Annotated in this window: 15 protein-coding genes and 1 pseudogene; 13 read left to right on the forward strand and 3 right to left on the reverse strand. The window is 42.0% G+C overall.

Annotated elements, in window-relative coordinates:
• The first annotated feature begins 1 nt into the window (after position 1).
• The 7 genes and pseudogenes from GVY04_04760 (at position 2) to GVY04_04790 (ending at position 4,001) form a co-directional block, all read left to right on the forward strand.
• The gene (locus GVY04_04760; GenBank protein ID NBD15464.1) at positions 2-193 is read left to right on the forward strand and encodes a hypothetical protein; all 192 of its coding nucleotides are present in this window, start codon (positions 2-4) and stop codon (positions 191-193) included.
• A 178-nt stretch (positions 194-371) separates the two neighbouring features.
• On the forward strand, positions 372-1,043 hold the full coding sequence (locus tag GVY04_04765; GenBank protein NBD15465.1) for a Uma2 family endonuclease: 672 nt from the start codon (positions 372-374) through the stop codon (positions 1,041-1,043).
• 187 nt (positions 1,044-1,230) lie between these two features.
• On the forward strand, positions 1,231-1,800 hold the full coding sequence (locus GVY04_04770; protein ID NBD15466.1) for a Uma2 family endonuclease: 570 nt from the start codon (positions 1,231-1,233) through the stop codon (positions 1,798-1,800).
• Between the two features lie 273 nt (positions 1,801-2,073).
• Positions 2,074-2,520 carry a DUF29 family protein gene (locus GVY04_04775; GenBank protein ID NBD15467.1) on the forward strand — a complete coding sequence of 149 codons (447 nt, stop codon included), beginning with the start codon at positions 2,074-2,076 and terminating at the stop codon, positions 2,518-2,520.
• Positions 2,521-2,563: 43 nt separating this feature from the next.
• On the forward strand, positions 2,564-3,001 hold the full coding sequence (locus tag GVY04_04780; GenBank protein NBD15468.1) for a DUF29 family protein: 438 nt from the start codon (positions 2,564-2,566) through the stop codon (positions 2,999-3,001).
• A gap of 103 nt (positions 3,002-3,104) precedes the next feature.
• Positions 3,105-3,368: pseudogene (locus GVY04_04785) on the forward strand (glycosyltransferase family 2 protein).
• Positions 3,369-3,749: 381 nt separating this feature from the next.
• The gene (locus tag GVY04_04790; GenBank protein ID NBD15469.1) at positions 3,750-4,001 is read left to right on the forward strand and encodes a hypothetical protein; all 252 of its coding nucleotides are present in this window, start codon (positions 3,750-3,752) and stop codon (positions 3,999-4,001) included.
• On the opposite strand, the gene GVY04_04795 is transcribed toward GVY04_04790, so the two are convergent.
• Positions 3,981-4,877: a DUF4351 domain-containing protein gene (locus GVY04_04795; protein ID NBD15470.1), complete on the reverse strand. Its 897-nt coding sequence runs from the start codon at positions 4,875-4,877 to the stop codon at positions 3,981-3,983. The two genes, GVY04_04790 and GVY04_04795, sit on opposite strands and share 21 nt — an antisense overlap.
• A 418-nt stretch (positions 4,878-5,295) precedes the next feature.
• Here GVY04_04795 and GVY04_04800 point away from each other — a divergent pair, with 418 nt between their 5' ends.
• A complete protein-coding gene (locus GVY04_04800; protein NBD15471.1) occupies positions 5,296-6,060 on the forward strand; it encodes a hypothetical protein in 765 nt (254 codons plus the stop codon).
• Between the two features lie 432 nt (positions 6,061-6,492).
• The gene (locus GVY04_04805) at positions 6,493-6,804 is read left to right on the forward strand and encodes a virulence-associated protein (protein ID NBD15472.1); all 312 of its coding nucleotides are present in this window, start codon (positions 6,493-6,495) and stop codon (positions 6,802-6,804) included.
• Positions 6,805-6,888: 84 nt separating this feature from the next.
• Here the strand turns inward: GVY04_04805 and GVY04_04810 are convergent, their stop codons facing one another.
• Both GVY04_04810 and glpK read right to left on the reverse strand, forming a co-directional pair.
• Positions 6,889-7,425 (reverse strand): redoxin domain-containing protein, encoded by a 537-nt coding sequence (locus GVY04_04810; GenBank protein NBD15473.1) that lies wholly within the window; start codon positions 7,423-7,425, stop codon positions 6,889-6,891.
• Positions 7,426-7,573: 148 nt separating this feature from the next.
• Entirely contained in the window at positions 7,574-9,085 is a 1,512-nt protein-coding gene (glpK, locus tag GVY04_04815) for a glycerol kinase GlpK (protein ID NBD15474.1), read from the reverse strand.
• 227 nt (positions 9,086-9,312) lie between these two features.
• On the opposite strand from glpK, the gene GVY04_04820 reads away from it, so the two are divergent.
• The 4 genes from GVY04_04820 to GVY04_04835 form a co-directional block, all read left to right on the forward strand.
• On the forward strand, positions 9,313-9,762 hold the full coding sequence (locus GVY04_04820) for an Hsp20 family protein (protein NBD15475.1): 450 nt from the start codon (positions 9,313-9,315) through the stop codon (positions 9,760-9,762).
• 500 nt (positions 9,763-10,262) lie between these two features.
• On the forward strand, positions 10,263-10,562 hold the full coding sequence (locus GVY04_04825; GenBank protein NBD15476.1) for a hypothetical protein: 300 nt from the start codon (positions 10,263-10,265) through the stop codon (positions 10,560-10,562).
• 282 nt (positions 10,563-10,844) lie between these two features.
• Positions 10,845-11,675 (forward strand): calcium-binding protein, encoded by an 831-nt coding sequence (locus tag GVY04_04830; GenBank protein ID NBD15477.1) that lies wholly within the window; start codon positions 10,845-10,847, stop codon positions 11,673-11,675.
• A gap of 130 nt (positions 11,676-11,805) precedes the next feature.
• Positions 11,806-13,459 (forward strand): tetratricopeptide repeat protein (locus GVY04_04835; protein ID NBD15478.1); only part of this gene is annotated, 1,654 nt, incomplete at its 3' end.

Consider the following 13,459-nt stretch of genomic DNA (forward strand, 5'->3'; position numbering starts at 1 on the left):
AATTTGGTTAGAACAAGCGCAATTGGGACTAGGCTTATGGGAAGGAGAATATGAAGGAATCGATCGCCTATGGTTGCGTTGGTACGATCAAAACCATAATTGGCTTCTCACTCCTGCTGAAGAACAGTTTCAACGAGCCGAACGCTTGGCAGACCAACTGAGAGCGTTGGGTGTTGACCCTGAGACCCTTTAGAACTTTTACAAGCTACTAAGTAGGTCAGCGTTATAATTTCCTTGTTCCTTACAGATTGTAAACTTAATTTAATTCCGCCTCAAGAGGGGCTTTTGACTTAATTTACAAAACGTAATCTAGTGCTGTTTTAATGCGCCGACCTACTTACTCGTTTTGAGCTAACCGTTACGAGGAACTTATGAGTGTTACTATTCCACTGCCAAATCTGCAATTGATGCCAGGGAGTCTGGTTTCTATAAGTGGGATTTCGTGGCAAGATTATGAAGCCATCCAACAAGAATTAGGCGAAAATCGAAACCTGCGACTGGTTTACTATCCAGATGTTCTAGAAATCATGTCTCCTTCCGCTGCTCATGAAAGACCCCATCGTCTCATCGCTTATATTGTCACCGCAATTTTAGAACATCAAGAACGGGATTGGGAAGATTTTGGTTCAACTACTCTCAAGTATCCAGAAGTTGCTGCAATTGAACCCGATACTTGTTTTTATATTCAAAATGCTGCTTGCGCTCGCAATTTTACTAATCTAGATTTAACCCAATCTCCTCCTCCTGATTTAGCAATTGAATGTGATGTGACCTCAAAAACAGTGATCAAGGCTTATGAGGCTTTGAGAGTGCCTGAAGTTTGGATCTATAGTAGTGACAAATTACAAATTTTTGTTTTCTCAGAAACTGGATATGAACAAGTGCAAAATAGCCTGACCTTTCCTGATTTTCCCATCAGCGATCTGATTCCACAGTTAATTCAAACGGGAATGTTAGAAGGAACTCGGCAAATGCTAGGAAAATTAAAGGCAAACTTAGCGAAGAAGCAATATAGCAATCCTAAATCAATTGTAAATTTTTAGTTGGGATCCCCCCTTTAATTCCCCCCTTAGTAACCGGAGCTTTAGTGAGGAGGGTGGGGGGGATCGTAAATGTTGAGCTAGTTTTTACAAAGTGAGATCATATTGCTATACATAACTGGTTAACTCGATGAGAAGATCGAAATCTTAAGGGTTAATATAATCAAACAACAGAAATAATAAAAAAATTATGGCGACAATTACTGAACCTAAACCTCAATTAACCCTAGAAGAGTTTTTGGCATTACCAGAAACTAAACCCTATCGTGAATATTTTAATGGGAAAATAGAGCAAAAACCCATGCCTCAAGGAGAACATAGCATTATTCAAACATCTTTATCAACTAAAATTAACGAAGTAGGTAAACCTCAGAGAATTGCTTTAGCTTTAACAGAGTTACGCTGTAATTTAGTCGATTGCTCTATTGTACCTGATATATCGGTTTTTATTTGGGATCGCATTCCTAAAAATGAACAAGGGAAAATCGCCAATCGTTTTAATATTCATCCTGATTGGGTTATTGAAATTTTATCGCCAGAACAATCTGCTAATAAAGTGATTAGGAAAATCATGTTTTATTTGAGTCAGGGAACACAATTAGCTTGGTTAATTGATCCTGAAGATGAATCGGTTATGATATTTAAACCTGAGCAATTTCCTGAAATCAAATGCGATGAGGAAATTTTGCCCGTTTTAGAAACTCTTAAAGATTTACAGTTATCTGTTAAAGAGATGTTTAGTTGGCTAAGTATCAATTAATATTTATTGTCGAAAATTCCCGTTATCGAGTTCGTAAGTTGCCAATTTAACCCCCTTTATTGCCTAAAATATATACTAATATGAAATCCATTGATAGTTGCTACAAATGACTGGTCTAACGATCCCCCCTTCGCCCCCCTTGGTAAGGGGGGTTGGGGGGATCTACTGTAGTAGGATTTTTGGGATTTCATATAAGGACAAAACGAATCGTTGCGCGATCGCGCACACAATTAACTAAAATAGTTGATAAAGCGAGGTAGGGCAAAATTTATCATGCAAACCCATCAAGTTTCTAACCAACCCCAACTGTATGATCAAGATTATTACCTGTGGCTAAAAACCACTCAAAAGCAACTGGCAACGGGTGACTTTTCTGCACTGGATATTGCCAATTTAGTTGAAGAACTTGCTGATAGGGGGAAAAGTGAAAAACGATCTGTAGAAAGCAATCTAACAATTCTGATGATGCACTTGCTGAAATACCAATACCAACCCCAAAAACGTTCTAACAGTTGGCTGTTTACCATTCGAGAACATCGCAGAAGACTCGAAAAACTGTTTAAAGATAGTCCTAGCTTAAAGCAATACTGTACTGAAGTTTTGAATGAATGCTATGACGATGCACGAGAACTCGCTGCTGCTGAAACCGGTTTACCGTTAGAAACCTTTTCACATCAAACTTGTTTTACAATAGAAAATATTCTAAACCCATCAAGATAGTTTATAACCAAAGCAAAAAATAATTGTGGAGTAGAAGACAACTATGACATCATCTTTGTATGAAACTGATTATAATTATTGGTTACAAGATACCATTCAAAATATTCACGAGCGTAACTTTGAAAACATTGACTGGGAAAACTTAATTGAAGAATTAGAAAGCATGGGCAGAAGTGAAAAGCGAGCCCTAATTAGTCTTTTAACTCGATTGATTGAACATTTACTCAAGTTATCTTACTGGGAAGAGGAAAAAGAAAGAGTTGGCAATCACTGGGCAGCAGAAATTGTTAACTTTCGCGCCCAAATTCAAACCCGTCTTGAAGATAGTCCAAGTCTTCGTTCTCAGTTACCTAGTTTATATGAAAAGGCTTATTCAGTTGCTGTAAAATCAGTTTCTAAGCTCTTTTACTTACCGCCAAATGCTGAAATCACTCTAACTCAAGCGTTAGATGAAGATTGGTTTCCAAGCAAGAAGAACTGAGAGTTTGAAAATGGACCCTTACAAAGCAACTGCTAGATAGGGAGAGCTACTGCGAATGGTATATACTTGACCCTAGCTTGGCGAATTCGTCGTAATTTAAATGCTCACTCGCTGGCTTTGGGCGCAAGATCGGTATATGAAAATCGAAGTCAAAAAACTTTTAGACACTCCTGCAAGTGAACTCAGTCGGGGAGATAAAATCCGTCAGCAAAAAATACTTGCTCCCTTAATCATTTTCTTTTATTGCCTTATTCTAAAACAAGGAATTTTAGATGGTTGGCATGGTTGGTATTATGCCTTACAACGGATGCTCGCTGAAACTCTATTATCCATTCGTTTAATAGAAGAAGAATACCTTCAATCTTAATATTTTTATTCTATGAATAATTTAATTGCAAATCAAACATTTCAATATATTTGGTCACACCCCAACTCCAGAGGAAGACAGATACCAGCCATCTTTAAATTTATAAGCTGGCAAATTTATAAACGAATTACTAAAAACACAATCACCTTAAATCTTCTTCCAGAAATTAAACTTCATTGCTCACCTGATAGTCGTTCAGCCTCCAGCTTTGGGGGTCATAATTGCGACCTACGCGCAACACCAAACCCCTAACCCCCAAGCTATCTTTGTCCTCGGTGGCGACAGAAATTGAGAACAAGCAGCCATAACATTGCTATTACACCCATTGGCATTTCCTCGCGATCACGCTCCCTTCAACCTTGAGCAATCTCTTGCGCGATCATGTTCCCCGGATGCCGTTTCCTGTACTTTCATCCTAGACCTGACAAGTCAACTCAATTGTTGCGCGATCGCGCTCCCTTGAATCTTAGAAGATTTCTGGCGCGATCGTCTTCACTGAATGCAGTTTCCTCCACTTCCCTCCCAGACCTGACAAGCCAACTCAATTGTTGCGCGATTGAGCTTCGCTCACTGCCGAAGGCGATCGCGCTGTCATTCGGGAAGCTGATGAACTTACGGATTGTTTTGGGCTAACCAAGCCTCTACCTCTTCCACGTCCGAAAAATCGAGTAATGCCTCTGCTAAGGATTCTAACTGCGCGATCGACAACCGACGAATTTGTTGTTGAGTCCTTGCTTCCAATACGCCAAAGCGACGGGTTAATAAACGTAAAACTAATTCCACTTCTCCTTGTTGTCGTCCTTGTTGTAATCCTTGTTGTAATCCTTGCTCTCGCCCCTGTTGCAAGCCTTCCTTTAAGATTTGCTCATACCATGGAGACTCTCTTAACACAGCCATATCCCACCTCATAATATCCTGTACTACTGGTAGTTCTAGCACAAACGAGGCAAAAAAAGACAGTAGCGGTTCGAGTTCATTCAGGGCTTCATCTGCTCTAAGCTCCCTCAAGGCTTCTCTAACCACGCCTTCTTCTCCCCCACCTTTTAAGATGGGGACAAATGGCAGCAAACTCCGCAAGTTTTGCTCAAACACCAGTTGCACTTCCACCTCCCACAAATTAACCACCCGATAATCTTGATAGGCTCTGATGCCCTGAAAGGTTGATTCGTACCAAGTTGGGATTTGAGGATTAGCCAGATGAGGAAGGATATTTAACAAAACTGGATAAACAGGCAATTCATACTTTTCTTCGACAAGGGCAATATAGGCTCTCATCCTTCTGGGAACTTTCCTGTTATAGCGCAATTGAAGTTCATTGAGGAGGAGGAACTCTCCGAGTTCAGGGTGAGTCACTTTCAGAAGAATATCATTTTCTCGGCTCACCCACTGCAAGTCAGAATCCAGAAATTCTTCAACCTTTAATTCAGCAAGATTAGTCAGCCATTGTGCCCAGTTATCCGGAGCAAGGCTAACCAGTCGTTTACCACCAATATCTGCGGGTTGGTTCATGGGCATGAAAATGGGGATTGATGTCAAACCAAAAATCATATCATTGACGGAGCGCGATTGGATGCTCTGTCCATGCTTGGCAAACGCCCCCTGAACCTTAGAAGATTGCTGGCGCGATCGTCTTCACTGAATGCAGTTTCCTCCACTTCCCTCCCAGACCTGACAAGCCAACTCAATTGTTGCGCGATTGCACCCTGAACCTTGGCAGATTGCTGGCGCGATCATTTTCACCAGATACAGTTTCCTGCACTTCCATGCCAAACCTGACAATTTAATTGTTGCGCGATCGATTGTCATTCGAGAATCTGGTGAACTTATGGATTGTTTTGAGCTAACCCTCGCCTCTAACGCTTCTGAGTGCGCGATCGCGCCAGACTGCCTACAATATGAGAAAGACCTTCATCATGGAAGCAAAATGATGTACCAAAGCAACCCTCCTTTCTCCCCGAAAGAAACGCTTCCCACCATGTATGATTTACCTAGTGAAGACCCCTCAGAACCTGGTTTGCCCGACGAATTTCATCTCCTCCAACCGGAATTATTACGCCAGACCTTTCGCTCCCCCACTTATCCCAGCGAGCAGGTCTTTACCGCCACTGACCTAAACCTTTATTATGATGTCCGTCATCCCCAATGGTATAAACGCCCCGATTGGTTTGCTGTTTTAGGCGTTTCCCGACTTTATGAAGAAACCGACCTCCGTTTAAGTTATGTCACTTGGCAAGAAGGAAGGAATCCCTTTGTGGTGGTGGAACTCCTCTCCCCAGGCACTGAGGGAGAAGACTTAGGGCGCAATTTAAGAGACGTGAGTCAGCCCCCCAATAAATGGACGGTTTATGAACAAATCCTGAGAGTGCCCTATTACTTCGTCTTTAACCGCTACAGTGATGAATTCCGCGCCTTCGCCTTACAAGGAAGTCGTTATCAACCGTTATCGTTAGAAGGACAAGGGGTTTGGTTAGAACAAGCGCAATTGGGATTAGGCTTATGGGAAGGAGAATATGAAGGAATCCATCGCCTGTGGCTGCGTTGGTACGACCAAAACAACAATTGGCTTCTCACTCCTGCTGAACAAGCCACTCAACGAGCGGAACAAGAATCTCAACGGGCGGAACAAGCCACTCAACGGGCGGAACGCTTAGCAGAGCAACTGAGAGCGCTGGGTATCAATCCTGAAGCCTAAAGGTCTAGTGATCGTTTTGAGCTAGCCCAGCCTCTGAAACGTCTAAGCGCGATCGCTCTCCCTTGAACCTTGGAAAATTTCTGGCGCGATCGTCTTCACCAGATGCAGTCTCCTGGCCTTCCATCCCAGAGAGCGCGAGCTAACTACGATTAAGAAGATGCAATGGAAACTTTACTGATTACCTTACCGATTACCATGAGCTGGTTTCAAGAACCTAGATCGCGATTGTTTTGAGCTTTATTCAAACAGTTTTGGTGAAATCTCAATCAAGGTAGAATGAACTTTGCTCTGACCGACTTTACAAGAAAAAAATAGAGTTGTTGAACAGAAAGAATGGTTACCCAATTTTTTTGAAGAAGTGATTGGGGGTTGGGAAGGGGAACCCTTAGTAAGAGACCCCCAGCCAGAAGAGCAAGAGCGTGAAGCTTTCGGATGAATTATATTTGTAGCATCGTTGAATTGGAACTTTATTATGGTCCATATCGTAGCCGTCAAACCGAAGCAAATCTGACTAAATTAAAACGTTTTTTTCAGCAATTTTCGAGCTTAGGTTTTGATAATGAAGCTGCTCAGGTCGCAGGGTATGGGCGCGATCAGCTCAATCAAAAAGGACTGCCAATTGGAGTGTATGATTTACAAATTGCTTCAATTGGTATTGTTAATTATTTAACTTTAGTCACTCATAATGTCAGAGAATTCAGTCGTATTGAGGAATTGGTTTATGAAGACTGGGAATCGCCATAGATAAAAACAGAAAACAATTCGTGCGCAATCTAACATAGGCGTAGCCTAATCGCTATTCAATAAGGATTCGTAACATAAAAGGTATTATTGTTGCAATTCATCAAGACGGGCTAAGACTTGTCGGCTATGAATCGGAGGTTTAACGCCAATAAAGATTTCTCGTAAGATCCCGTCGGGATCAATGAGATAAGTATGACGCAGCGCTCGAATCCCGAGCCAGGATCCATAGGCTTTACTGACAGAACCATCTGTATCCGCAAGAAGAGGGAATTCAACCCCAAGCTCATCACAAAATTTTTCGTGAGATTGGACATCATCGGCACTTACCCCAATAATTTGGGTATTGCGAGCTTTGTATTTGGGCAGATCTTGCTGAAATCGTTTCGCTTCAAGTGTACAGCCGGAGGTAAAGTCTTCCGGGTAGAAATATAAAACGACCCATTTCCCTTTGTAATCAGACAAAGCGATTTCCCCATCTCCCGTATTGGTGGGAAGGGTGAATTCTGGGGCTGGTTCATTGAGTGAGGGTTGTTTTCCACCTAGAGCGTGGGCATTAGCAAGGAAAAAAAGGAAGCTTAAACATAAGCTTAAGCAAAGGGTGAGTAAATGACGACGGGACATGAACGCTTGCTCAATCACGGTTGCTTATTGAGAATAACATGTTTGTCCTTGTCATTGGTTCGTTGTTTTTGGATAATTTTCCAGAGAATTCATACCCTCTCTCAACGGGGTGAAACACGCTCGATCAAGGTAACCACTTCCCAATCAGTTACTCCGTCCAGTTTTTAGCTCGTCCCACTGCTTTTTGCCACATCTTAAAATTATCTTGGGCTTGGTGCTGATTTTTACTAGGAATAAAGCTGCGATCGCGCTTCCGTTTGGCAACTAACTCATCATAATCGTCCCAAAAACCAATATCTAGCCCTGCACCAAATGCCGCCCCCTGCGCTGTAGCATCCAGAATAGCCGGACGTTCTACCGGAATCCCTAAAACATCCGCTTGAAATTCCATTAAGAAGTTATTTTGGGAAGCCCCACCATCGACTTTTAATAAAGAAATTGGGGTATCCCCATCTTTATTCATGGCATCGACCACTTCTTTCACTTGATAGGCAATGGATTCTAAAACTGCTCGCACCATATGTTCCCGTTGCACCCCGCCGGTAATCCCCAAAAATCCGCCTCTAGCACTCATATCCCAATGAGGGGCGCCTAAACCACTCAAAGCGGGAACAAAGTAAACCCCATCCGTATCGGCTACTTCGCGGGCTAAGATTTCCGTTTCCGGTGCTGATTTAATCAGTTTCAGTCCATCTCGTAGCCATTGGATACAAGCCCCGGTGGTAAACATTGCCCCTTCTAGGGCATAGTTGGTAATCGGTTTACCGCCATTGGCTTCACTCCAAGCAACTGTTGAGAGGAGTTGATTGCGCGATCGCGTTAATTCTTGACCACTTTGGGAAATCAAGAAACAACCGGTTCCATAAGTACATTTGAGCATTCCTTTTTGGTTACAGCCGTGGGCAAACAGTGCCGCTTGTTGATCACCAAACACCGCACGAATGGGAATTTCGGTTCCCAGAATCTCTTCATCAATGGTGCCAAAATCTCCTAAACTCGGACGAATCTCGGGCATTAAATGTCTGGGAATGGTAAATAGGTCGAGTAAGTCGGTATCCCACTCCTGGGTTCCCAAATTCATTAACATGGTGCGGCTGGCATTGCTATGATCCGTGCCATGCACCCGTCTTCCGGTTAAATTCCAAAGAATCCAAGTATCAACCGTACCCGCTAAAACTTTATCTAAATCCACTTCGGGCTGATTTTGTTTCACCCAATCTAATAACCATGCCAACTTACTGGCAGAAAAATAGGCATCTAAAACTAAGCCCGTGCTATTTTGAATTTTTTCCGCATAGCCTTTTTGAGCTAACTCGCGACACTTTTGCGCCGTTCGTCGGTCTTGCCAGACAATCGCCCGGTGTAAGGGTTCTCCTGTTGTTTTATCCCAAAGTAAACAAGTTTCGCGTTGTACCGTTAACCCAGCGGCTGCAATTTCTTCAGGGGAAACATCGGTACTTCTTAACACCTGTTCCATACAGCTGCGGGTATCATGCCAAATTTCTATCGGATCGTGTTCGAGCCAACCGGGATGGGGATAATATTGGGTTAATTCTCCATAAGATTGTCCTACTACTTCTCCATTGTGATCAAAAAGAATGGCACGATTTCCTGTTGTTCCTAAGTCAAGGGCAAGAACGTATTTTTGCTTAGTCTCCACGGTAATCTCTCTACATTTCACTGTGTTTTAGTTTACCATTTCTCCTAAACTGATTTTTAAAAAAGTTAACTTCCCGAAACGACTCAATTCGTTCGGATATTGCGCCATTAGTAGGAGATGCAACCGTACTTCTGACTGATCGGAGTCGCTTATATTAGAAATGTAGAAATTAATTCTATCCTTAATTTTCTACGGTATTTTTCAAACTCATTTGGAGGAAAATTATCATGGCTTTAATTCGTTGGCAACCCTTCCGCGAAATCGATGAACTCCAACAAGAAATGAACCGAGTCTTTGATAATTTAGGTTATAGTTCTCTTGCTCGTAAAACTGATGGCTTAACGAGTTTTGTTCCTCCTGCGGAAATGGAAGAAACAGAAGATGCTGTGCTCATTCGTTTAGAAGTTCCCGGAATTAATCCCGAAGATATCGATATTCAAGCCAGTGCAGAATCAATTTCAATTCGCGGCGAACGTAAGTCAGAATCCAAAACTGAAGAAAAAGGAATGACACGCACTGAATTTCGTTATGGCAGTTTTCAACGGGTAATTCCGTTATCCACTCGCATTAATCATAATCAAGTGGAAGCGGAATATAAAAATGGTGTTCTCGAGTTAACCCTGCCCAAAGTTGAGGAAACAAAACAAAAAGCTGTAAAAGTAAAAGTTCATGGTTAACCCTTAGAGAGAATGAACCCATCCCCCTATTCTCGTTTTGAATGGGGGGATAATTATCTTCTGGGTGAGCCAGCGAATAACTGGCCCGAATAATAGCGCCTGGAACAGGCGTGGCGTTAAACCGCCAACAGTCACGCAAGTCCCGCCAGGATTAAGCACTGGTAAATATTGGAAAGGGGAACGATGCTTCGACTTGTCCCAACCAGGCGGTACTCGTCGGAATGAGTCAATTGGCTTTTCAGTTCAACAGGGGCGATCTCGCACCCAAAAAGTTCTTTCTCAAACAGGCTTTTTGATCTACTGAGTTTTTCAAGCCCTAGCCACTATCGGTTTCCATTTAAGTGTCATTTCGGCTTTCCGGCTCGATCTAACTTCCAATTTTATTTTTTTCAGTAAATCTGCCAAATTGGCAATCTATTCCAAATTAAATTCAGTATTATTTCTAGCGTACACACAAAAAAGGTTGCTAAAAGCAATCTCCAACAAGGACAAAACGAACAATGATTATTTCCGATCTTAACTACTTAGAATCTGTAGACGAAGAAATCTTCGGCGGCAAAGGCATTAACATCGACAGCAACTTCGACTTAGACAAAGACGTTGATTCTGACGTTAATGTCGACGAGACTTTCAACAAAGCGGTTAACCTTGACTTGAGCGGGCTAAGCGGAAACGGTGCTGAAGTATTGGGTAGCTCTGATGCTCAAGGGAATGATACCTTCAGCAGCATTATTTTTGGTACCCAAACCAACAGTAGCGCTTCTGAATCCTTTGTCAATGCCAGTTCTTTCACGGCTTAAGGATTAACTCTAGCATAACTCATGTAGCCTCCTCTTTTGAGGAGGTGACAGTTAGGCTCCTCTCACTTAAATTTAGTGATTTTTAAACCAGTCACGATGAAAAAATTTCCCCATCACCCAAACTCCGGTCTGATTTTCCAGCTGATTGTCACCCCTTCAGGGAGCAGTTAGAGGGAAGAAGGATCGTCTTTTTGAGTAGTCCAGAAAGCTTTTTTATCGTATTTCAGTGATGCAACTCAATCACATTTTTAAGAATTTGAAACTTTAGGAGATCAATTCAAGATGGCTATTGACACCCAAGAGATTCTAGACAAAATTGACGCTAAAATAGCTGAGCTCCAGGAAAAAATAGGAGGGATCGGAAGTGCTAACCAAGAGGGAACATCAGGAAAAGATTTTCTCGTTGCCAATCGGTTCAGCGATAGTATTATAGTTGGGCTTGGGGGTGATGACCGAATTTTTGGCGGCTTTGGCAATGACTTCCTTTTAGGTAATTCTGGTAACGATCTGATCGATGGAGGGAATGGCGATGACGACATTTTGGGCGGTGATGGCAACGATAACTTATTTGGAAAGTTTGGCAGTGACGACCTCTATGGAGAGGATGGTGAAGATCTGATAGATGGTGGCTTAAATAATGACTTCCTGGATGGGGGCAACGGCAACGATCAAATAATTGGAGGTCCGGGCAACGACCAGATGTTTGGAGGTGGCGGCAGCGATATCCTGACAGGGGTTGGCAATTTAACTGGAGACATTGAGGTCGATTTTTTAGTTGGAGGTGGATCTTTGAATTTCATCACTGAAGAGGCTAGTTTTAATCCAGATGGCGCTCCCGATCTATTCGTGCTGGGTAATGCGAATGGCTCTTTTTACACTAATAGTGGTTCCGGTAACAGTGGCGGTATTTTGGGTGTTGGCGATCTTGCTGTAATTTTCGACTTTGAAAGTGGTATCGATAAAATCCAGTTAAGCTCATCATCAGCAAGTAATCTTAATGTTCTGACCGGAGATGGTCCACTTGGTTTTGCTACATACATTTTGGATAATGGTGATTATATTGGTGCCGCTCTTGGTGTTGCTCTTACTGCTACCGATTTTACGTTTGTTTAGTAACAATGATGCACCTAAAAATCGAATTTTCGTGATCTCTCCATAGAGGTTTATAGGAAACATAGTTTTTGTTTATAGTCCTATTTTTTTCAAGCTTATATAGTAACGTAAATTTAATGAGTACATTGCTATGAATAACGAAAACAATTCAGCAACTAACCTTAAATTTCTCATCCAACTTGCCTTGCAAAAGCACCAGTTCGGTCAATTGGATGAAGCTGAATTGTTATATGAGCAAGTATTAGAAGTCTTTCCCCAACATTGCAGCGAACCAGACAGTTTAGAACAAGAATATCGCCCAATTGTAATTGGTAATTTAGGCCATCTCTTTGAACAACAAGGCAAGTTAGAGGCAGCGGCAGAACACTACCAGCAAACGTTACAACTTAAACCGGATTATGCGGAAGCTTATTATAATTTAGGCAATGTTTACCAAAAACAAAGCAAGTTAGACACTGCCATAGACTCTTATCAGCAAGCCTTAAAACTTAAACCTGACTATGCCGAAGCTTATTATAAATTAGGTAATACTTTCCAGAAACAAGGCAAACTAGATGCTGCAGTAGAGTCTTATCAGCAAGCCTTAAAACTTAAACCTGACTATGCCGAAGCTTATAACAATTTGGGAAATATTTTATTGTCCCAGGGTCAATTAAGATCGGCGATAGAGTCTTATCAGCAAGCCTTAAAACTTAACCCCGACTATGCTGATGCTCATTACAATTTGGGAAATATTTTCCAAGCACAGGGCAAGCTAGATGCTGCTATAAAATCATACCAGCGTGTCTTAGAAATCAAGCCTAATTATGGTAGCGCACATCATAATTTAGGCTGTACATTTAAATTAAAACACCAGTTAGAAGCAGCAGCCGAATCATACCAAAAAGCCTTAAAGTTTCTACCTGAGCCTAATTCGACCAATACTTATTTTAACTTAGCAAACGTGTTTTCTGAGCAAGGTCAGTTAGAAGCAGCCATAGAAACGTACCGACAAGCTCTAAAAATTAATCCCAATTTTTCTCCAGCTAAGTGGGGAATTCTCATCAATCAATTGCCGATTATCTATTCCAGTTGTGAAGAAATCAAACAGAGACGAAATGACTATCGGCAACACCTCAATGAATTAGCGCAACACTATCAAAACGCCGATGCTCAACAACTCAAAGCAGCCGTCGAATCGGTCGGCGCCTTACAGCCGTTTTATTTGGCGTATCAAGGCTTAAACGATCGCGCATTACAGCAAACCTATGGGGAAATGCTGGTTCACATTATGTCCAGTCATTATCCCCAATGGAGTCAAGCGCTTCCGCTGCCCAAATTACAAGCTAACGAGAAAATTCGCGTTGGGTTTGTTTCTCGATTTTTTTACGATCATTCTAATTGGAAAATTCCCATTAAAGGTTGGGTCGAAAACCTGAATCGGAGTGAGTTTGAATTATTTGCCTATCATACCCACTTCAATCGCGATCAAAATACTAAAAGAGCAGCAAAAGAGTTTGACAAATTTACTCAAGGTTCGCGTTCCCTTGAACAATGGTGTAACTTAATTCGACAAGATCAATTACACGTCTTGATTTTTCCTGAATTTGGCATGGACCCCATGACACTGAAGCTGGGTTGTTTAAGACTGGCGCCGATTCAAATGACCTCTTGGGGACACCCGAATACCAGCGGCTTGCCCACCATTGACTATTACTTGAGCAGCGATTTGATGGAACCGGAAAACGCTCAAGAACACTACACCGAACAATTAGTCAGATTGCCCAATCTCTCGATTTCTTACA

The sequence above is a fragment of the Cyanobacteria bacterium GSL.Bin1 genome (genome assembly GCA_009909085.1).
GTDB lineage: Bacteria > Cyanobacteriota > Cyanobacteriia > Cyanobacteriales > Rubidibacteraceae > Halothece.

Coding starts and splice junctions, on each gene's coding strand:
- GVY04_04765 (NBD15465.1), top strand. CDS start 372: ATGAGTGTTACTATTCCACTGCCAAATCTGCAATTGATGCCAGGGAGT.
- GVY04_04770 (NBD15466.1), top strand. CDS start 1,231: ATGGCGACAATTACTGAACCTAAACCTCAATTAACCCTAGAAGAGTTT.
- GVY04_04775 (NBD15467.1), top strand. CDS start 2,074: ATGCAAACCCATCAAGTTTCTAACCAACCCCAACTGTATGATCAAGAT.
- GVY04_04780 (NBD15468.1), top strand. CDS start 2,564: ATGACATCATCTTTGTATGAAACTGATTATAATTATTGGTTACAAGAT.
- GVY04_04790 (NBD15469.1), top strand. CDS start 3,750: ATGTTCCCCGGATGCCGTTTCCTGTACTTTCATCCTAGACCTGACAAG.
- GVY04_04795 (NBD15470.1), bottom strand. CDS start 4,877: ATGAACCAACCCGCAGATATTGGTGGTAAACGACTGGTTAGCCTTGCT.
- GVY04_04800 (NBD15471.1), top strand. CDS start 5,296: ATGTACCAAAGCAACCCTCCTTTCTCCCCGAAAGAAACGCTTCCCACC.
- GVY04_04805 (NBD15472.1), top strand. CDS start 6,493: ATGAATTATATTTGTAGCATCGTTGAATTGGAACTTTATTATGGTCCA.
- GVY04_04810 (NBD15473.1), bottom strand. CDS start 7,425: ATGTCCCGTCGTCATTTACTCACCCTTTGCTTAAGCTTATGTTTAAGC.
- GVY04_04820 (NBD15475.1), top strand. CDS start 9,313: ATGGCTTTAATTCGTTGGCAACCCTTCCGCGAAATCGATGAACTCCAA.
- GVY04_04825 (NBD15476.1), top strand. CDS start 10,263: ATGATTATTTCCGATCTTAACTACTTAGAATCTGTAGACGAAGAAATC.
- GVY04_04830 (NBD15477.1), top strand. CDS start 10,845: ATGGCTATTGACACCCAAGAGATTCTAGACAAAATTGACGCTAAAATA.